Origin of the sequence: Paenibacillus rhizolycopersici (assembly GCF_014947195.2) — a bacterium.
Taxonomy (GTDB): Bacteria; Bacillota; Bacilli; order Paenibacillales; family Paenibacillaceae; genus Fontibacillus; species Fontibacillus rhizolycopersici.
In genome coordinates, this window is the sequence record NZ_JADCNN020000027.1 from 1 (window position 1) to 20,502 (window position 20,502).

Annotated in this window: 20 protein-coding genes and 1 other RNA gene; 4 read left to right on the plus strand and 17 right to left on the minus strand. The window is 52.4% G+C overall.

Features of this window, described 5'->3' with window-relative positions; all coding sequences use genetic code 11:
• Positions 1-171: 171 nt before the first annotated feature.
• The 6 genes from IM700_RS20435 to ffs all read right to left on the minus strand — a co-directional run bounded on the left by IM700_RS20435 (position 172) and on the right by ffs (position 4,082).
• On the minus strand, positions 172-435 hold the full coding sequence (locus tag IM700_RS20435) for a pro-sigmaK processing inhibitor BofA family protein (protein ID WP_193418762.1): 264 nt from the start codon (positions 433-435) through the stop codon (positions 172-174).
• Between the two features lie 25 nt (positions 436-460).
• Positions 461-688 carry a DUF2508 domain-containing protein gene (locus IM700_RS20440; protein WP_418888800.1) on the minus strand — a complete coding sequence of 76 codons (228 nt, stop codon included), beginning with the start codon at positions 686-688 and terminating at the stop codon, positions 461-463.
• A gap of 208 nt (positions 689-896) precedes the next feature.
• Entirely contained in the window at positions 897-1,496 is a 600-nt protein-coding gene (gene recR / locus IM700_RS20445; protein WP_155608690.1) for a recombination mediator RecR, read from the minus strand.
• Between the two features lie 27 nt (positions 1,497-1,523).
• The gene (locus tag IM700_RS20450) at positions 1,524-1,835 is read right to left on the minus strand and encodes a YbaB/EbfC family nucleoid-associated protein (RefSeq protein WP_193418760.1); all 312 of its coding nucleotides are present in this window, start codon (positions 1,833-1,835) and stop codon (positions 1,524-1,526) included.
• Positions 1,836-1,934: 99 nt separating this feature from the next.
• Positions 1,935-3,689 (minus strand): DNA polymerase III subunit gamma/tau, encoded by a 1,755-nt coding sequence (gene dnaX, locus IM700_RS20455; RefSeq protein ID WP_155608689.1) that lies wholly within the window; start codon positions 3,687-3,689, stop codon positions 1,935-1,937.
• A 126-nt stretch (positions 3,690-3,815) separates the two neighbouring features.
• Positions 3,816-4,082: signal recognition particle sRNA large type (gene ffs / locus IM700_RS20460), an RNA gene on the minus strand.
• A 171-nt stretch (positions 4,083-4,253) separates the two neighbouring features.
• Here ffs and IM700_RS20465 point away from each other — a divergent pair.
• From IM700_RS20465 to IM700_RS20475, 3 genes are all read left to right on the plus strand, one after another.
• Positions 4,254-5,510: a stalk domain-containing protein gene (locus IM700_RS20465; protein ID WP_193418758.1), complete on the plus strand. Its 1,257-nt coding sequence runs from the start codon at positions 4,254-4,256 to the stop codon at positions 5,508-5,510.
• 184 nt (positions 5,511-5,694) lie between these two features.
• Positions 5,695-6,012: a transposase gene (locus IM700_RS20470; RefSeq protein ID WP_193418756.1), complete on the plus strand. Its 318-nt coding sequence runs from the start codon at positions 5,695-5,697 to the stop codon at positions 6,010-6,012.
• A gap of 11 nt (positions 6,013-6,023) precedes the next feature.
• Positions 6,024-6,944, plus strand: coding sequence for an IS3 family transposase (locus IM700_RS20475; protein ID WP_336244919.1), 921 nt, complete (start codon positions 6,024-6,026; stop codon positions 6,942-6,944).
• Between the two features lie 145 nt (positions 6,945-7,089).
• Here IM700_RS20475 and IM700_RS20480 read toward each other — a convergent pair whose 3' ends face one another.
• The 9 genes from IM700_RS20480 to rpoE form a co-directional block, all read right to left on the minus strand.
• On the minus strand, positions 7,090-7,761 hold the full coding sequence (locus IM700_RS20480) for a PDDEXK family nuclease (protein ID WP_193418751.1): 672 nt from the start codon (positions 7,759-7,761) through the stop codon (positions 7,090-7,092).
• A gap of 122 nt (positions 7,762-7,883) precedes the next feature.
• Complete coding sequence (rpmE, locus tag IM700_RS20485; RefSeq protein ID WP_155608687.1) at positions 7,884-8,081, minus strand: 50S ribosomal protein L31; 198 nt, start codon at positions 8,079-8,081, stop codon at positions 7,884-7,886.
• Positions 8,082-8,182: 101 nt separating this feature from the next.
• Positions 8,183-9,451 (minus strand): radical SAM family protein, encoded by a 1,269-nt coding sequence (locus IM700_RS20490; RefSeq protein ID WP_155608686.1) that lies wholly within the window; start codon positions 9,449-9,451, stop codon positions 8,183-8,185.
• A 51-nt stretch (positions 9,452-9,502) separates the two neighbouring features.
• On the minus strand, positions 9,503-10,870 hold the full coding sequence (rho, locus tag IM700_RS20495; RefSeq protein ID WP_193418749.1) for a transcription termination factor Rho: 1,368 nt from the start codon (positions 10,868-10,870) through the stop codon (positions 9,503-9,505).
• Between the two features lie 113 nt (positions 10,871-10,983).
• Positions 10,984-12,240 (minus strand): UDP-N-acetylglucosamine 1-carboxyvinyltransferase, encoded by a 1,257-nt coding sequence (locus IM700_RS20500; RefSeq protein ID WP_155608684.1) that lies wholly within the window; start codon positions 12,238-12,240, stop codon positions 10,984-10,986.
• Between the two features lie 196 nt (positions 12,241-12,436).
• On the minus strand, positions 12,437-13,291 hold the full coding sequence (fba, locus tag IM700_RS20505) for a class II fructose-1,6-bisphosphate aldolase (protein ID WP_155608683.1): 855 nt from the start codon (positions 13,289-13,291) through the stop codon (positions 12,437-12,439).
• A 218-nt stretch (positions 13,292-13,509) separates the two neighbouring features.
• Positions 13,510-13,887 carry a response regulator gene (locus tag IM700_RS20510; protein WP_059040443.1) on the minus strand — a complete coding sequence of 126 codons (378 nt, stop codon included), beginning with the start codon at positions 13,885-13,887 and terminating at the stop codon, positions 13,510-13,512.
• 162 nt (positions 13,888-14,049) lie between these two features.
• On the minus strand, positions 14,050-15,651 hold the full coding sequence (locus IM700_RS20515) for a CTP synthase (protein ID WP_193418747.1): 1,602 nt from the start codon (positions 15,649-15,651) through the stop codon (positions 14,050-14,052).
• A gap of 339 nt (positions 15,652-15,990) precedes the next feature.
• Positions 15,991-16,557 carry a DNA-directed RNA polymerase subunit delta gene (gene rpoE, locus IM700_RS20520; RefSeq protein ID WP_193418745.1) on the minus strand — a complete coding sequence of 189 codons (567 nt, stop codon included), beginning with the start codon at positions 16,555-16,557 and terminating at the stop codon, positions 15,991-15,993.
• A gap of 426 nt (positions 16,558-16,983) precedes the next feature.
• On the opposite strand from rpoE, the gene IM700_RS20525 reads away from it, so the two are divergent.
• Entirely contained in the window at positions 16,984-18,135 is a 1,152-nt protein-coding gene (locus tag IM700_RS20525) for a S8 family peptidase (RefSeq protein WP_193418743.1), read from the plus strand.
• A 111-nt stretch (positions 18,136-18,246) separates the two neighbouring features.
• Here IM700_RS20525 and argS read toward each other — a convergent pair whose 3' ends face one another.
• Together argS and IM700_RS20535 are read right to left on the minus strand one after the other, a co-directional pair.
• A complete protein-coding gene (gene argS, locus IM700_RS20530; protein ID WP_155608681.1) occupies positions 18,247-19,926 on the minus strand; it encodes an arginine--tRNA ligase in 1,680 nt (559 codons plus the stop codon).
• Positions 19,927-20,346, minus strand: a complete 420-nt coding sequence (locus IM700_RS20535) for a YwiB family protein (protein ID WP_193418741.1) — start codon at positions 20,344-20,346, stop codon at positions 19,927-19,929.
• Positions 20,347-20,502: the final 156 nt, after the last annotated feature.

The following is a 20,502-nucleotide window of genomic DNA, read 5'->3' on the forward strand; positions in this document are numbered from 1 at the left end:
CATCTGTATTTCGTTATCGCTTCGTTTCAGCAGCGACCTTTATAATATATCACGCTGCCCATTCTTTAGTCAAGGACTTTTTGATTGTCATCATCTGGAAGACCTTGTCCAGCTTGTCCTGCCGGAGAAGCGAATTATAATGTACCATAGATGATCTGGCCGAGTCAACCGTCAAATCATAGTTAATTTAAGTCCCACCAACAGGGCGACACCAGGCAAGCCAAGCACGACTACTGTGCTTAAAGTGACCGGATTCAACGGAATGTACACTTCGGTTATTAACCCGGAGAAATTGATCACATAAATGCCCAGCGCCGCCAGCACGATATGGAGCCCGAACCGCGACAGCCAAACCAATCCGAGTTTACGCGAGAACAAAATGTATAACAGCAGCGCCAGCGACACGACAAGGATGCCGATCAGCACAAGCTTCATCTTTTTCCCCTCCTATATGAAATGTTCATGAGCCTTCCCCATAATAGGACCCGTTCCGAAAAGCATCCCAATCCACCTGCGCCTGCTTAGCCGCCTTGAGTTGGATTTGGTACCTTCGCTCTGCCGCCTCCAAGGTATAGATCGCTACATCTACCTCATCGTGCCCTACCGCTTCCTGAAAAGCGATCCGTGCTCGTTCCCACTCCCTCAGCGCATTGATCACTTCCGCATACAATTCCCGTTTGTAATCCATCGCCTCGTTTCCGCGAGCCTGGTTTAAGCGGCCTTCGCCCCAGCGTTTCAATATCTTCAAGCTTGATCGCCTCCCCATCCGGTTTATTTCATGTGTATCGGGGAGAGGACAAACTTAGAACCGTGACGGTCAGAAAACAAAAAGAACTTCAGGCCCCAAGCGAAAGCCCGGACCTAAAGTTCTTCAGTACCAAACGATAAGTAAAAATCTAATTTAGTTCTCGGCGCCCTTCCAGCGCCTTGGATAACGTCACTTCATCCGCGTACTCCAGGTCGCCGCCAACCGGCAGCCCATGAGCGATTCGGGTGACGCGAATATCGAAGGGCTTCACGAGACGAGAAATATACATGGCCGTCGCCTCCCCTTCAATGTTCGGATTGGTCGCCAAAATCAGCTCTTTCACCCGCTCGTCGCTCAACCGGTTTAGCAGCTCCTTGAGCCGAATATCATCCGGTCCCAAGCCTTCCATCGGCGAAATTGCCCCCTGCAGCACATGATAGTATCCATCGAATTCCTTCGTCCGCTCCATCGCCACCAAATCTCTGGATTCCTGTACGACACAAATGACGGATGCGTCACGGGTCTTATCCTGACATATCCGGCAAGGATCCGTATCCGTGATGTTGCAGCAGACGGAGCAATAATGAAGGTTACGCTTCACGCTAACCAGCGCTTTAGCGAAATCGATGACGTCATCTTCCTTCATGCGTAGCACGTGAAAAGCTAGTCTCGCCGCCGTCTTCGGCCCAATACCGGGCAAATGGGTAAATGCATCGATCAGCTTCGCGATCGGTTCGGGATAATACAATGGGGCCTTCTCCTTCAGTTTGTAAAATTAGAATAGGCCTGGAATTTTCATTCCGCCCGTAAACTTGCCCATGTCCTGGTTTGCCAACTCTTCGGCTTTCGTCAAAGCGTCATTCACTGCAGTAAGCACCAAATCTTGCAGCATTTCCACGTCGTCCGGATCCACCGCTTCTGGTTTGATGGTAAGTGCCAGTACCTTCTTATGACCATTCACCTCTACGGTTACCACGCCGCCGCCCGCGGTGCCTTCTACCGTTTTGCTGGCGAGTTCCTCCTGTGCTTTGAGCATTTGCTCCTGCATTTTTTTCACTTGCTTCATCATTTGGTTCATATTGTTCACGCTCGTTCACTTCTCCTTTAATTGGTCTGCATGTACATCATGCGATATATAGAAAAAACATAACCACGATTTTACGGTCTATACCTGGCCGATGGTTAGTTATTCCTTGATAACGACCAGGTCATCCCCGAAGATACTTAACGCTTCGTCTACCCAAGGTTCTTTCCCAGACCCGCCATCCTCTGGCAGAGGCTCCAGTTCGAGCGGCTCGCCGCCGGGCCGTTCTCCAGCACCTTGCAACGCATCGGTCCAATCCTTCAGCATCATGGTCACCAAATGGTACGGTTTGCCCAATTGGCGTTCCATTACCGTTTCAATGACCTGCTTATTGGCTGGCTTCTCCGTAGTCTCACGGTGGATATCGTTTTTGAACGCGACTAACACATTCTCCTCCGAAACCGATACGGGCTCGCCATTTACAAACCAGGCATGGATTGTAATCTTGGCGTCCTTGACAGCCTGAAGTACTTGGTTCCATTTTTGCTGGATATCCAGAAATTCCGGGCTATTGCGCGCAGCGAGATAATGATCCATCCCGGCTGGGATTTTTGCCTTCGAGGCCACACGTGGAGCGGCACTCCGCGAAGGCCGACTTCCTCCGGCCGCTGAACCTCCTGAGGCATTGCCTCCTGCGGCAAGTCCGCCCTGCAGCGCCCGTTCCAGCTTCGCTTCCAATTCGCCAAGCTGACGCCGGAGCTGATGGACCTCGGATGCATCGGCAGACGCTCCTGTGCCGCGAGCCCCCGTCGGCTGCTCTTCGGCGCCCTCTCCTCCAAACGTACAGATCTTCAGCAAAGCGACCTCAAACAGCGTTTGTGGTTGGACCGCGTATTTCATTTCCGTCTGATAGTGATTTAACGTATCGATGATGCGGAATAACTGCGATTTTGTAAAAGCTTCAGCAATCTCCGCAAAATCCTGCGGATCCAACACGCGCTCCGTCAACTTGTCCGCCTGCGGTACCATTTTGACCATCAACAAATCGCGGAAATAGTATAGAAGGTTCTCCATACACTTATCCGCGCTTTTACCTTCCTGCATAAAGCCGTCGATCATCTGCAACATCCCGCCGATGTCACCGGCCAGCAAGGTTTTGGCCAGCTCTGCAAACTGCCGAGAGGCGATGCCGCCGGTCATGTCCAGCACCTGTTGGTACGAGACCTTACGACCCGAGAATGATGCGATCTGATCCAATACGCTTAACGCATCGCGCATCCCGCCGTCAGACAATCTGGCGATATAATCGATCGCTTCCTTCTCCGCTTCGATGCCCTCTTGTTCGCAGATCATCCGCAGTCGTTCACTTTGTTCTTCCAGTGATACCCGGCGGAAATCAAAGCGCTGACAACGCGAGATGACGGTTGCCGGCAAACGGTGCGGTTCGGTAGTCGCTAATATAAACATCACATGCGGAGGCGGTTCCTCCAATGTTTTTAGCAGCGCGTTGAAAGCTTCCGTGGTCAGCATGTGGACTTCATCGATAATATAAACCTTCTGCCGCACTTCCGTAGGGGCATATTTGACTTTCTCCCGCAGGTCGCGGATTTCCTCAACCCCCCGGTTGGAAGCGGCGTCAATCTCAAGTACATCCATGACGGCGCCAGCTGTAATCCTCCGGCACGCATCGCATTCATTACACGGTTCAGCTGCAGGACCCTTTTCACAGTTTACGGCTTTGGCCAAAATCTTCGCGGCACTGGTCTTCCCGGTTCCCCGCGGACCGCTGAACAGATAGGCATGCGACAGCCGCTGTTCGCGGATCGCATTCTGCAACGTGCGGATGATATGCTGCTGCCCCACCATGTCTTGAAACGACTGCGGCCGCCAAGCCCGGTACAGCGCAATATGCTCCATTATGCGGCACCTCTTTCTTTCCTCAAACGACGGTTGTCGTTTCCTTATTATACTATAGCCTTTTGGTCTATGTACAAAAAAACACCCCTGTCCGCAGACAAAGATGTATTTCTTATCGTATATTCACCGTGCACCTGTTATTGATCATTGCGATCCGAGCGGCACCTTTACGGCATGACTCGGGACAGGCTGCCCTCCGGCACAGGAGTAATACTGCTTATGGCTGCTTCCTTCCGGACCTGACCAGGTTCGCAGGTACTCCTTGCGGAGGACCCGTCCGTCAACATCTGCCGTAAAGACCGGCCTCACATCGACAAGACCTCTAACAGGACTTCAACCTCGCTACAGCGGATTGCGAGTTACAGGGCACCGCTACCTCCCCATCTAGCACGGTGAAACTAAGTATATCTTATGCCTGTACAAATTGCAACCGGAGGGAAGAAGTTGGCTGAGGTGCCTTGTCTATGCCTTGGCTGTCACTGATTTATGCCTTACCTCTCCATGCAACTCTAGCTTTATTTTGATATATTAATAGAATAAGAGAACATAAGAGAGGAGAAACACATGAAACCTATCGGGAAAATCTTGCTGGCCACTACCCTTTTGGCTGGAGGCCTGTTCGGAATGCAGCCTTCTCACTCTGAGGCGGCGTCATCCGTACGGATTCTGCTGGACGGATATCCGTTGGCCTTTTCTGGCGAACCTATGATCGTGAGTGGCACGACGCTGGTTCCGTTCCGCTCCATATCCGAAGCGCTCGGGATTACCGTCACTTGGAATCAGGCCTCTAAAACGATCACCGCTGTCAAAGGTACAGGAGCCGAAGCAATCCATGTGCAACTAACGCTGAACAGCAAAACGGCGAAGGTGAACAACGCTTCCATCCCATTGGCGGTTGCCCCTCGGTCCGTAAGCGGCAATACGCTGATTCCGCTCAGCTTCTTCAGTCAGCAGTTCGGAGCTCAGGTTGGATGGGACCAAACATCCAAGACCGTATCCATCGCCTCTCCGCAGGAGCGGATGTATACGCTGGGCTTCTACGCCATTTCCTCCTACTCGGACGTAGGAGCGGTTCCTGGTCTGGACGCCGTTGCTTTCGGCTGGAGTCGCATCGATGAGAATGGGCAGTTCACGCAAACCGGCGATGTCTTCCGACTACCGCAGTCCGCTGGCGATGTAACCCCGGACAGTCTCGTGAATGACGCAGCTGCCGCTCGAACCTTGCCTTATTTGATGGTCTACTCCAGCGACGTGAAAGGGGAGCTAACCCGGATCATTGAAGATCCTGCCCTGCGCCAGCAGGCGATCACCGACATGGTCAGTGCGGCGACAGAGAAAGCATTCCAAGGCATCATGCTTGATTTCGAAGGGCTCGGCTTAACGACGGACAAAGCGACTACGCGTCAAGCTTTTAACGCCTTCGTGAAGGAACTGTCTAAGCAAGCTCGGGCTGCCGGCCTCAAGTTGTCCTTGGCCCTCCACCCGTTGAATTCGTCTTATCAGGGCTATGACTATAAGACCCTGGGGGCGCTGGCGGACGAAATCGTGATCATGGCTTACGATTACCTCCCGGGAGACAACAGCGGTCGGCCGCAGCCGGTGGATAAAGTAGATGAAGCGATACGTTTGGCCCTAAAAGAGACCAGCGCCAGCAAACTGATCCTCGGGCTCAACCTGGACAGCGAGGACCAAACGACCGTCAAGACGCTGACCGGTCTGGCGAAACGTTATGATCTGAAAGGCATCGCTTTATGGCGGCTGGGTATCATCAAAAGTGAAGAGTGGACCAGCCTCAAGCAAAGCGTGGAGTTTAAGAAATAATGGCTTGTTGAATAAGCAGGTTGGATCGAGGGCTGACAGATGTCGGTTATCGTCTCCGACCTGTTTTTATTTGATATGCGCCCCATCTCGACTGTCTGAAATGTAAAAGCCTCTAGGCCCCCTAATTAAACTGGAGTCCTCCCCTACAAGGAATTACAATGGAAATAAGGGAGAGGATTAAGTTATGGGAAAAGCCAAAGATGAATTTCGTTTAAAGGTAGTAAGAGAAGCTCTGTCCGGCATCAAGGTGGGGGTGCTTGCGCGGTCGTATGACCTGCACCCGGAAACCATTCGGACCTGGGTTCGAACCTACCGAGATCAGATCACGGACGTAGAAACTTCACTACCAGACCAACACCTTCAAGAGCTCAAACGACTACAAGAGATTGAAGAGAAATACGAAAAAGCCATGAAGGTACTCGGCCAGAAAGAACTCGAAAATGAGATCCTACGGGAACTCGTAAAAAAGAAAAACCCCGCTTATCTGAAAGACTTGAAGTAGCAGAACCCTTCATTAAGCGGGGTGAACCAACAGCTGTAGTTCTGCGAATCTTGGATATTGCCGAATCGACCTACTACGATCGAAAAAAGCGAGCTGCTGTCCCAAAGACGGAGTCGTCATCTACAGGCAAACGAGGGCGCCCTACACCAGGGTACTCTTTAACTGAAACTGGGGTCCCCATTAGCGATGAGCAGATCAAAGAGTGGCTCCTTGAGCTGCTTGAAGGCGAAGAGCATGTCTACGGCTACAAACTGTTGGGCCAGTGTATTCGCGATGTTTACCAGGTCATGCTTAACAAGAAGAAAACGTACCGTCTTTGCAAAGAACTCGGCATTTTGCAAAAAGCTCGTAAGCACGTTCCATCGCACCCGCGTACTCTCCCCAAGAACCGATTCATAACCGGTTCGAATCAGTTGTGGCAAATGGACATTAAATATGGCTATGTCGTAGGACAGAAGCGGTTCTTCTTTGTTCTTAGCATCATTGATGTATTTGACCGCGTAGTTGTCGAGCAATACCGCGGGCGAACTTGCGAAGCCAAGCATGCCGTTCAAGCTCTTATGTCTGCCCTAGAGCGCCGCATTCAGCCTGGTGAAACGTTACCCGTGATCCGAACGGACAATGGACCTCAATTTGTAAGCAAGCTATTTGGAGATACCTGCGAGAGCTTAGGAATGACGCAAGAGCGAATTCCCCCGCGGGCTCCCAACATGAACGCCTACATTGAATCGTTTCACAGTATACTGGAACGCAACTTGTTCAGCAGACGTGAGTTTATGACGTTTGAAGAAGCATTTGTAGCCCTTGATCAATATATGGACTTTTATAACCATCGAAGAATGCATGGCAGCCTGAAGCGTATGTCTCCCATGAAGTTTTCGTTATGGGTCAAGACGCTGGAGGATACCTCAAAGTTCCATAAATCGATGTAAACACGCGAGAAAATGTGCAAAGCTACGTCTATAGAAACATTGAAGGGCAAGACTCCGGATTTAGGGGGCCTAGCCGCTTTTACACTTGGCGATTGGCATCGAGCGGTATTAGGAGTCCGTCGGGGTCGATGGGGCACTTCTCCTTCTACCAATCAAACGCATCCCAATCCCGCCGTACCACGTCATACATCAACACCCGGCCCGAATTCCCGCTGGAATGCGCATGCAGCCAGCCTTGCTGGCACAACTGCTGTAAATACCGCACCGCAGTCCGATGATTTACGCCAAGCTGCCTTTCTACGTCCTTCGGGCGAATAGATTTTCCTATTTGCACTGCCTGCAGCAACGTAGACTTCAACGCGAACTTAGCCAGATCACATTGTCCAGATGCCTCAAACCGACTCATTAACATCCGAAGCAGCATAATGCAAATTTCAGGCTGTCGCTCCACACCGTCATAAGACAAAGAAATCACCCGGTAACCCAGAGCTTGCAGAAAAATTTCTCTGTTCAACTCCCGGCTATACATCGTGCGATCCATGTCGCGAACATGCGGTCCGAACCCTTTGATCTCAATGACGAGCTTCACGACTTCCGTTAACCAAGCGAAGTCCGCAAAATATGGCCGCCCCCGCCAATCCGCGATTTCATACTCCGGATGCAGGTTATCCAGACTCCCACGCAAAGGCCACCATACATTTCGTAAAAACAGCTGCTCGCCATGCCCATGCCCTCGATCCAAACGGTCTTTTCGTTCGCCGGAACGACGGTTGCGATGCGTGTCCAACCACAACCGATGCACCTGATCAAACTCCATATGTACTGCGCCTCCCTAAAACCGAACTTATATAATCACGTCAGTAAAAAAGAAAAAAACGCCTCCGCCCATCATCAGATAGGCAAAGACGTTCTTCGTCATTTCGCTTGTGTAAGGGTATCTTAGATACCGTATTTCTTTTTGAATCTATCCACACGTCCACCAGCATCCAGGAATTTCTGCTTCCCTGTGAAGAATGGATGGCAGTTGGAGCAAATTTCAACGCGCAGGTCTTGTTTTACGGAACCTGTTTCGAATGTGTTGCCGCAAGCGCAAGTTACCGTAGTCACGTGATATTTCGGTTGAACTGCTTCTTTCATCACTTTCACCTCTTTCCGCCCTGAGCCTCAGTCGTGCCCAGAGTTGTAATGACACACAATCGCATTATAGCACGGGCCAACCTTTCACGCAATTGCCTGTTTTATCCTCGCACTTTGACCCGGGCCAATTCAGCCGGCGGTACATGCGTGTACGATCCGATCACAACGTCCGGAAGCTCCTCCTGAAAAATCTCGATCGCCTGCTTCATGCCGAGAATCTCGCCCTTCGCCTTCGGAATCAACTCCAGATAGCTTTCAGGGTCGATGTTCAGGTTGCGCAGCTGAATCAGCTTTATCTTGCTGCGACGAGCAAATTCAATCATCGCTTCCACTTCTTCCTCACGGTCTGTTACCCCGGGGAAGATCAGATAGTTGATTGAGGTATATACCCCTTGATCCGCAGCATACTTCAACGACTTCTCTACATTCGCCAATGTATAGCCACGTGGTTTGTAGTAGGCGTTGTAATGATCATCCAGCGCGCTGATCGTACTAACTCGCATCAAATCCAAGCCCGCATCGACGATCCCGCGAATATGATCGGATAGCCCCGCGTTGGTGTTGATATTAATATACCCCATATCGGTCCGGCGTCTGACTTCGCGAATCGACTCAATGATGAGCTTGGCCTGTGTGGACGGTTCCCCTTCACAGCCTTGGCCGAAGCTGATGATCGACTCCGGCGTGGTCAAATGCTCCATCATGATCTCCACCAGCTCTTCAACGCGCGGACGGAAGTTCATGCGCGTCTGCGGGGAGACGAATCCGCTATCGTCCGGCTGTTCAGAAATGCAACCGAAGCAACCCGCGTTACAGGAATAGGAGACAGGGACCGCCCCTTCCCAGCGATTCAGAAACGTATTGGAAGCCGTTAGACACTCATAACCCAACGCGCAGTTGGATAAATGCTCGTACAGCCGATTCTCCGGATAACGGGAAGTATAGGTTTTCACTTGATTCTTCAGTTCAAGAGGATCGCAATTCAGCGGATTCCACTTCTCGGGGTCGTCTGACAAGCGCGCCGTCACATAAAACTGACCGTCTTTCCAGACAACCGCGGAATATCCGAACAAAGGGAGTTTATAATCCTTGTCGGTCTTCACATACCCCGGCAGACAAAGACGGGTATAGCCTTGCGGAAGCAAAGCTCCAACCGCCTGGACATTCCCGGGGAGCGGCTTCATTTCGCCAGTCTCCGGATCCATGCCGATCGGCCGGGTGGATGGTAAACCCACCAACGTCGCCCCTTCCGGAAGTGGAATCAGCTCATCCTCCATGATCTCCACGATCATATCCGCGCTGCGGGCTAAACCGTATAGCGAAGAGTGATCATAAACCTGTCCTTGTTCATCTGCATACACTAAGTACATGTTGTTCTCCTCTTTGTATTCATCGCGGAAGCAATGCTTCCCGATACACTTTTAGACTGTGGAATTATGCGGGGTCCCGGCGTTCGAAGAAGTCGAACTAGTCCGCGCAGAGGCGGAGCTTGATGAACGAACCGGACGACGTGCTCCGCCGTTACCGCCACCCGAAGGCGTGTTGCCGGAAACGTCAAAAGATGCCAGGAATTCAGCGTTGGTCTTGCAGTCACGCAGTTTCTTCAGGAACCCTTCGACAAAGTCGTAAGAGTCGTTCATATTCTTGCGAATCGACCAGATCGTATCCAGTTCTTCCTTGCTGAGCAGCACTTCCTCGCGGCGCGTGCCGGAGCGACGAATGTCGATGGCCGGGAAAATCCGGCGTTCCGCCAGCTTTCGATCCAGGTGCAGCTCCATGTTGCCGGTGCCTTTAAATTCTTCATAAATAATATCGTCCATCCGAGAACCGGTATCCACCAAAGCCGTTGCCAAAATCGTCAAGCTGCCGCCCTCTTCCACATTCCGGGCTGAACCAAAGAAACGCTTGGGACGATGGAAGGCAGCCGGATCGATCCCCCCGCTCAGCGTCCGCCCCGACGGCGGAACGACCAAGTTATAGGCGCGGGCAAGACGCGTAATGCTATCCAGCAAAATAACGACGTCCTTCTTGTGCTCCACCAATCGCAAAGCGCGCTGCAACACAAGTTCCGCAACTTTGATATGGTTCTCCGGCAGCTCGTCGAACGTAGAAGCAATCACTTCACCTTTGACGGAGCGCTGCATATCCGTTACTTCTTCCGGACGTTCATCAATCAACAATACGAATAACTCAATTTCGGGATTGTTGGTGGAGATGCTGTTGGCGATTTCCTTAAGCAGCAAGGTCTTCCCTGCTTTCGGCGGCGCCACGATCAAGCCGCGCTGGCCAAGTCCGACCGGGGCAAGCAAATCCATAATACGAGTGGATAAGTGATTTGGGGAAGTTTCGAGCGCTAATTTGGTCTGCGGATATAATGGAGTCAACGCTGGGAAATGCAGACGTTCGGCCGCGATAGCCGGATTCTCGCCGTTAACGGCGTTCACTTGCAGGAGGCCAAAGTACCTTTCATTTTCTTTAGGCGTTCGGCATTTCCCGGAAACGAGATCCCCGGTACGCAGATCAAACTTGCGGATTTGCGAAGCGGAAATATAAATATCTTCCGTACTGGGCAAATAATTAATCGGTCTTAGGAATCCGTACCCTTCCGGCAAAATCTCGAGCACGCCTTCCATAAACATCAGACCGCTTTGTTCAGCCTGTGCCCTTAAAATAGCGAAAATCAATTCTTTCTTCTTTAATTGGCCGTAATAAGGGATCTGATACTGCTTCGCCAGCTTGTACAGCTCGGTAAGCTTCATCCCTTCCAGATCGGCGATTTGAAGATCCATATTAAAATAACCACCTATTCAATTTTATTGAAATCTATGAAGTCATGGCATAATGATAGACTTATTCGCCTAGTATGCCCTATCTTTGGCAACTTATGCGACGGAGAGGAAAGTTATTCTTCCGTTTCTCGCCAAACATCCGCGCCTAAAGCGCGCAAATTCGGAACCAGATGGTCATAACCCCGATCAATCAGCTCCACGCCGAAAACCTCGGTAATTCCCTCTGGAACAGTTAATCCGGCTACAACCAGCGCCGCCCCGGCACGCAAATCCGCCGCTTTGACCTTGGCTGCATTAAGCGGTCCGCCTTCAATGATGGCCGAACGGCCTTCCACGCGGATTTTCGCCCCCATCCGCACCAGCTCCGGCACATGCTTAAACCGGTTGCTGTACACAAAATCGCTAAGTACGCTGATCCCCTTCGCCTGGGTGAGCAGACTCGTCATCGGCGACTGTATATCCGTAGGAAACCCGGGATAGACTAACGCCTTGACATCGACATGATGGTAGTCTGGGCGTCCGATCACTCGAATGCTCTCATCAAGCTCTTCAACTTGGGCACCCATTTCCAGCAGTTTTGCCGTCAACGCCTCCAAGTGTTTAGGAATTACGCCATCGATTAAGACATCGCCCCGCGTCGCCGCGGCAGCTATCATATAAGTCCCCGCCTGGATCCGGTCGGGAATAATGGAATGGCGGCAGCCTTTCAGCTCGCTAACACCCTCTATCCGGATCGTCTCCGTGCCGGCCCCTTTAATCACGGCCCCCATGGAATTTAACAAAGTGGCCACATCTATAATTTCAGGCTCTTTCGCCGCATTTTCGATAATTGTAGCGCCTTTGGCTCTTGTCGCCGCCAGCATAATATTAATTGTCGCTCCAACACTGCTGACGTCCAGGTAAACCTTCGCGCCATGCAGCTCTTTCGCATGCAAATGAATGGCACCGTGCTCATTGGTTACGGTCGCCCCTAATGCTTCAAACCCTTTGATATGCTGATCAATCGGACGAGGCTCAAAGTTACATCCTCCCGGCAAGCCGATCGTAGCTTCTTTGAAACGCCCTAACATAGCCCCCATCATATAATAGGAAGCCCGTAACTTCTTTACCGGCCCATTGGGCATCGGAATCGAACGAATATGGGTGGGATCGATGCGCATTTGACTACCATCCCACATGACGCGAGCACCCAGCTCCTCCAAAATCTCCGAGTATACCGCCACGTCGCTCAAAATCGGCAAGTTATCCAGAACCACTTCGGATTCTGCCAAGATCGCAGCCGGAATTAGCGCGATTGCGCTGTTTTTTGCACCGCTGATCGAAACGCTTCCGCTCAGCGGACGTCCGCCACGGATCATTAATTTCTCCATAAGTCCAGGATCCCCCTACGTATTTGCGTCGGTACACAAGCCCATGATTTTTAGCGGCAGAAATGGAAAGACACCGTCTAAGCGGTGTACTCTCCAAGTCACCTTATTCAGCTGGACGGTCCAATCCCTTGTCCGCCCTATGGTTTGCGCCGCCCCCATCCTAGCGGAGTACGGCGCAAACGCTTGGCGTTGATCCTTAAGCCTTGTTGTTGGAACCAAACTCGCGGATTTTACCAACCACCGTAGACTTGATCGCGTCGCGACCAGGAACGATGTATTTACGTGGATCGTAAGCGTCTGGTTTAGCAGCCAATACATCACGAACCGCTTTGGTGAACGCAATTTGGTTCTCTGTGTTCACGTTGATTTTGGAAGTACCCAGCGAAATCGCTTTGGTGATATCATGCGTTGGAATGCCTGTCCCGCCATGAAGCACAAGCGGAAGCTTAACGGCATCGCGGATTTGTTCCATTTCTTTGAAGCCGAGGTTCGGCTCGCCGTGGTAAGGACCATGCACGGAGCCCAAAGCAGGTGCCAGGGTATCGATGCCGGTTTCTTTGACGATACGAACGCACTCGTCCAGGTTAGCGTATTGGATGCCGCCGATGACATCGTCTTCTTGACCGCCGACCGTGCCAACTTCAGCTTCAACCGAAACGCCTTTGGCATGAGCGTATTCAACAACTTGCTTCGTCATGGCGATGTTCTCGTCGATCGGATGATGGGATCCGTCGATCATAACGGAAGTAAAGCCAGCGTCGATCGCTTCTTTACATTTATCAAAGCTCGAACCGTGGTCGAGGTGAATTGCAACGGGTACTGTAATTTTCATGTCATGCAGCAAGCCTTCCACCATTTTAACAACGGTGTAGAAACCGCCCATATGGCGGGCAGCGCCTTCAGAAACGCCCAGAATTACCGGGGATTTCTCTTCTTCAGCTGCAGCCAGAATGGCTTGCGTCCATTCCAGGTTGTTGATGTTGTACTGGCCTACGGCATATTTGCCGGCAAGGGCTTTGTTCAACATGTCAGTCATCGATACTAATGGCATGGGTTTCAATCCTCCTAAGGATGTGGGATTTTATCTTATTTAGCCGACATTCACACACTTTCTTATTATACCACAACCTGTCAAAAATACTATTCATGCTTTCCTTTCGTTTGTGAACGCCTTGTGCTTATTTATTCCAGAAAAAGAGACCTTCTTTAGGAGACCGCGTGATTCCACGCCGCTCTTCTAAAGAAGGCCTTCTTTTCATCGCGGTCCGCCTAAAGGCGAGCTCCGCCCTTAAGCTGCATGTTGACCGCTGCGCGCATTTCATCAATGTCGAAGGGTTTCGTAAAATGCATCAGAGCTCCAAGATCTGTGGCTTCCTTGATCATATCGAGCTCGCCGTAGGCCGTCATCATGATGACCTTGATCTCCGGATTGGCCTCCTTGATATGTTTAAGGATTTCCAAACCATCCATGCCCGGGATTTTCATGTCGAGAAGCACCAAATCCGGCGAGTCGCTGCGGACGATTTCCAAAGCCATTTTGCCGTTGGCCGCCTGAAACGTTTTATACCCTTCGCTGCTGAACACTTCCATCAATAAAATGCGGATTCCGTTCTGATCGTCGACAATTAACACTTTCTTCTCTTCCACCGAAAAGCCCTCCTACAAGTCCACCCTGTAATCCTGGTCATACCTAAATACTTCGCTCCCGATTTGCAAAACCCTTCTCCACTGGAAAAAAGAGCCTTAAAAAATCAGTTGACCCATAATTGACAGAGTGTCCCCGGGCTGGCACTTGCGGTCAATCCGTGTTTAGGACAAATGCGCGATGGAGGCCTTCACGAACTCGCGGAACAGCGGCTGCGGACGGTTTGGCCGAGAAGTGAACTCTGGATGGAATTGCACCGCCAGGAACCAAGGATGGTCCGGAAGCTCCACGATTTCCACCAACCGCCCATCCGGCGAGGTTCCGGAAATACGCAAGCCGACGCGTTCCAGCGTCTCGCGATACGTATTGTTGAACTCATACCGATGACGATGGCGCTCGTACACCAGCTCGTCGTCATAACATTGCATGGCGAGCGATCCCGGTGCTAGCTTACAAGGATACAATCCCAGCCGCATCGTACCGCCGAGATCCTCGATATCCTTCTGCTCTGGCAACAGGTCGATCACCGGATATTCGGTGGACGGATTGATTTCCGAGCTGTTGGCGCCTTGAAGCCCAGCCAACGAACGAGCAGACTCGATCACGGCCACCTGCATCCCCAGGCAAATGCCAAAAAACGGAATCTTGTTTTCGCGGGCGTAACGGATCGTCGTAATTTTGCCCTCGATGCCGCGGTCGCCGAAGCCACCCGGAACGAGAATCCCGCCTACACCTTGCAGCAGCTCAGCCACGTTCTCGTCCGTTACTTCCTCCGCGTTCACCCAACGGACCTTCACGTCCGCATTGGCGTCAAAGCCGGCGTGGGACAACGATTCCACCACGCTAAGATAAGCGTCATGCAGCGCCACGTATTTACCGACGATAGCGATTTCCACCGTTTTCTCCAGCTTGTTGATCCGCTCTACGAGACCTTCCCATTCGCGCATATCCGGAGCCGGCGTCGTCAGTTTAAGGTGGTTAACGACAATCTCGTCGAGCCCTTCGTCGCGCAGGTTGAGCGGCACTTCGTACAGCGTGTCTGCGTCGCGGCATTCCACAACGGCGCTAGGATCAACGTCGCAGAACTGGGCGATTTTCCCCTTGATATCGTCCGAAAGCTCATGCTCCGTACGGCAGACAATGACGTTCGGCTGAATCCCGATGCTGCGCAGCTCCTTGACGCTGTGCTGGGTCGGCTTGGTTTTCACTTCGCCGGCGGCTTTGATATATGGAATCAGCGTCACGTGAATATACATCACGTTCTCGCGTCCGATGTCACTCTTGATTTGGCGAATCGCTTCCAGGAACGGCAAGCTTTCGATATCACCGACGGTCCCGCCGATTTCGGTGATGACGACGTCCGAGCCTGCTTCACGTCCGGCGCGGAAGACACGCTCTTTAATCTCGTTCGTAATATGGGGGATGACTTGAACCGTTCCGCCGAGATACTCGCCTCGACGTTCCTTGCCGATGACCGAGGAATAAATTTTCCCCGTGGTCACATTGCTGTTCTTCGAAAGATTAATATCGATAAAACGTTCATAATGGCCCAGATCCAAATCGGTCTCAGCGCCATCGTCCGTGACGAATACTTCCCCGTGCTGATACGGGCTCATCGTGCCCGGATCGACGTTGATGTATGGATCGAATTTCTGGATCGTTACCTTCAAACCTCTGTTCTTAAGCAGCCTTCCCAGCGAAGCCGCCGTAATGCCCTTCCCCAGTGAGGATACGACCCCGCCTGTCACGAAAATGTATTTTGCCACAGCCTAAAACCTCCTAAAGTAGTACGTGTTCATGAAAATGGGATCCCAGAAATCCAGGCAACTTAGATCATTAGCGTAACCTATTATCCGGTAAAACATAGCCAAAAAGGCTATAAAAAAACAAAAAAAGTGACACCCGAATAGGTCGGGGCACTTTCAAAAAAATGCATATGTTATAGGTTTGAATCATAAGCCCATGCAATAGTTTACCCGTTACCCCTGTTCGTGTCAAGTCAAGTCGAGAGGCATTCTCTGAACAAAATAAGACATAAAAAAGGACGGCTCTGGCCGTCCTCCAATTTGGTGCTCATAACTACGAGTTCTCCGTCCAGAGGAAAATTAATCCTCGTCGCTGTCCTCGAAATCCTCCTCGGCGTCGAGTTCTTCCTCTTCTTCGGCGAGTTCATCCTCGTCCTCGAGTTCCTCGTCAGGCAGCAATTCCTCGTCTTCGACTTCTTCCACGTCGTCATCGTCGTCATCCGGGAACAGCTCGTCTTCGGTGTCCTCGTCGATCGCATCGTAATCCTCTTCGTCATCAGATACGTACGTATCTTCTTCTTCCACAAAATCATCGTCCAGATCATCGTCGTCGTCATTGATGATGCGTGGACGTTTGGAATTGCCGACCGGATCTTCCGAACGCTCGATTGGATACCAGCGCTTCAAGCCCCATAGGTTGGTGCCGACGCAGGCAAACCGTCCATCGATATTTATTTCCGTATAAAGCTGCGCAATCGCTCCGTTAATTTGCTCTTCCGTCATTCCGCGAAGCTGAGCAACCTCATTCATAAGGTCGCGGTAATAGTACGGCGTATTTGCCGCTTTCAAGATCATAAAGGCCAAATCGACCATCGGGATTTCTTGGACCTTCTCCGGGTCGATTTTCAAATTCAAAGGGGTACTCACGTTACGGACACTTCCTCTCACGCAAATAGTTCACTATAAAGTAAAGATGAAACCTTCTCCTTAAGGCCGGTTTCCTTCACTAACATATCCATATCACACAATAGTAAAACCTATTTGGACCCAAATTGCAAGTTTTAAAAACACACCAAAGCCCCGCCTGCCAAAAGGGAAGGAGCGGAGAACCCCCGGTTCTCCGCTCCTTGACTGTATCCTTCCCCAAAGAAGGCCCCGGCCTTCTCCTGGGTTGGCGAAAGCCGCAAGGCCTTCTCTTCATCCTATGTCCAGATTTGCACTTTGACACGCCGTATTGACGTCAAATACCGCAAGCCGGGCCCATTTCCGCAAAACAGGGCCGCTTCCCCATTCAATGAAAAAGGGAACCTCATACTATACTTCAACACGCTTCGTAGGAGGGGCTACTTATACATGGACTACTCTGGATTCCTCAGGTATTTGAACGATCATGTCGACGCCTCCGGAAAAAGCGGTCGTATCATCATCCGCTTTGCGCACCCGGCTGATTTCGCCGAATGCGTACGGCAATTGTTCAAGTACAAGCGCCAGCATCCCGCGCTGCGGCACGTCCGATCATCATCGCTACTGCAAGCGCTCATCTGCCCCCTTGGTTTGAGGGGGGAGGCAGCCCGCTCCCGCTTTGGCCTTAGGATCGAAGAAGACAGCCTCGTCAGCGTCCATAGCCCAGCCGCGGCTAATAAAGGGCAAACTACCGCAATTCCTTGGGGGGTACGGCGAATTGGTGCCCCGGAAACCTGGTCCATGTCCACTGGCTACCGGGTACGCGTTGGCGTCATCGATACAGGGGCCGATTTCAGTCACCCGGATTTACGCCATTCCCTGGCCCGAGGGATCAATCTGCTGAATCGAATCAGTCTACCGTACGACGATAACGGGCACGGCACCCATATCGCCGGAACCATCGCCGCTTCCGGCGGATCGCAGGGGATGATGGGGGTTGCCCCCCGGTCCTTAATTTTTCCGGTGAAGGCGTTTGACCATAACGGCTCCGCCTTTGTTTCCGATATCATTATGGGCATCGACTGGTGCGTACGCAACCGGATGCACATCGTTAATATGAGCTTCGGCATGAAGAGCAACAGCGCCTCGCTACAGAACATCATTCGGAAAGCTCATAACGCAGGGATCGTTGTCGTCGCCTCCTCGGGGAACGACAAAAAGGGCCGCGGCGCCGATTACCCGGCGCGCTACCCTCAAACGATTTCCGTAGGTGCGACCAGCAAGGACGGCAAAATCGCCTCCTTCAGCAACCACGGTCCCAACATCGATATTTACGCCCCCGGCGAGAAAATCAGCTCTTCCTGGCTGGGCGGCGGCTACCGCGAAATGAGCGGCACCTCCATGGCGACTTCCCACGTCAGCGGCGCGGTTGCCCTGCTACTTGCCATGAAGCCGGACATGAAGCCGGCTGAAATCAAACGGCGCCTGCGACGCACCGCCAAGCCATTAACCAGCACAGCGGCCAGAACCAAAGTCGGCGGCGCCGGCGAGCTCAGCGCGGCGCGCCTGTTGCGTTCCAAACCGGGGCGCAGCAGCAGCTAGGTGCGTAGAACGCCGTATCGGTGTTGTCGTCTTCGACGCTGCTTGCATGATTATCCCTTTGATTAAGGGAGCCAGGTAAAGCGTCCAGGCAATGCTTCTAGATCCCGGAAGTTACATCTTGTCCGGAGCAGACACGCCGATCAGTCGGAGCACATTCGCGAGCGCGGTGCGCACCCCGCCGAGGAGTACGAGACGCGCTGCCGTTTGTTCCGCGTCTTCCGTAATGACGCGCTCCGCCCGGTAATAGCTGTGGAACAGCGCCGCCAGTTCATACACGTAACGAACCAGACGGTGCGGCGCGTAGTTCTCTGCGGCCACGCCGATCTCTTCTGGCAGTTCGCCAAGCTTCCGCAGCAGATCGTATTCGTGCTCGGCGGTCAGCTTGCCGAGATCCACGCTCTCCGCGGCCGGCACCTGGATCCCCTGCTCTTCCGCCTGGCGGAAGATGCTGCAGATCCGTGCATGCGCATATTGCACGTAATACACGGGGTTTTCGTTCGAAGTCGAAATGGCCAGGTCCATATCAAAGTCCAGATGCGAATCCATGCTGCGCATCGTAAAGAAATAGCGGATCGGGTCGACGCCGACCTCGTCCATCAAGTCCACCATCGTAACCGCTTTGCCGGTCCGCTTGGACATTTTCACCTTCTCGCCGTCCTGGAACAGGCTGACCATCTGTGCGATCAAAACGGTCAGCTTCTCCGGATCCTTGCCAATCGCCTGCATCGCCGCCTTCACCCGAGGAATATACCCATGGTGATCGGCGCCCCAGATGTTAATGATCCGGTCAAAGCCGCGGTCATACTTGTTGCGATGATAAGCAATGTCCGGCGTCAAATACGTATACGATCCGTCATTTTTCACCAATACGCGGTCTTTGTCGTCTCCGTATTCCGTAGTCTTCAACCAAGTCGCTCCGTCCAGCTCATAGGTCTGCCCTTTATCGCGCAGCTCGGTCAGCGAAGCCTCCACTTGACCGTCTTGGTACAGGGAGGTTTCACTGAACCAGACGTCGAAGCCAACCCGGAAGCGCTCCAAGTCGCGTTGGATCTTGGCAAGCTCTTTATCCAGTCCGAATTTGCGCAGGAACACCGTCCGCTCTTCCTCCGGCATGCTAAGCAGCTTATCGCCTTGCTCGGCGACGAGCTCCTTGGCGAACCCTTTGATGTCCTCGCCATGGTATCCGTCTTCCGGCATCTCCACATCCTGTCCAAGCTCCTGACGGTAGCGGGCTTCGATCGATTTGATCATATTGACGATCTGGTTTCCGGCGTCATTGATATAATATTCGCGCGTTACGTCGTAACCGGCAAAATCCAGCACATTGCAGAGCGCATCGCCCACAGCCGCACCCCGGGCATGCCCTAGGTGAAGGCTGCCCGTCGGATTGGCGCTGACGAACTCGACCTGCACCTTTTCCCCATTTCCCAGTCCAGTACGGCCATAGTTCTCACCTTCGCGGTACACTTGCAGCAAAATTGGATAGAGATAACTCTTGCTTAACGTAAAATTGATGAAGCCCGGGCCGGCGATCTCCGCCTTCTCAATCCCGGCCTGCCCGTGATCCAACTTGCCGAGGATTTCCTCGGCGATTTGGCGCGGGTTCTTCTTCGCGATCCGCGACAGCTGCATGGCCGCATTCGTGGCGAAATCGCCGTGGGCCTTGTCCTTTGGCACTTCCAGCACGATAGCCGGAATTTCCTCCCGCTGCGCCAGACCTGCGGATACGATCGCATCCAAAATCGCTTCCTTCAGCGCCTGGTTCATTTGTTCCAACGGATTGTGTGGCATTTAAACGTCCTCCTGTATATGTAAACTGAGTTCAAAACGTCCCGATAATTCTTCGAACACGTATAAATCGTATTCCCATACCACGTGACCAACCTTGCCATCCCATCTCGACTCCAGCTTCACGGTATCGGTGGAGAGGTTAAACTGGGTGAAGGGGGAGCGGTAAAATCCCGGCAGGCGGCATCCGCTGCGGAAGGTTTGCTCGGCCTCCACGCCGCCGTGCCGCATGATTTTCAGTTCGTCGCCGGATAATTTGATCATCGTGCGCGTCTTGGCGCCATCCGGCCCTGGATCAGGCTCTTCATACCGAATATACACGGACTCGCCCCGGGAAGCGGCATTTCCCCGCAGGTGCTGTGCGGTTTCTTCCGTTCCCTGTCGGCTCGTCAGCACGAGGCTCACCGGCTTTGTTTCCGGCATAGGGCAAATCTCCTTCCGACTTCGATCCTTACTGTACTACTATAGCCAGTTCGTCCCGGCAATTCAATACATACGCGGCACAGCGCGCCTCGCTATCAAAAAGAAGCCGCTGCTTCAGCGGCTTCCTTGTCCTGATCCGGCTTCGCCTATCCGTGA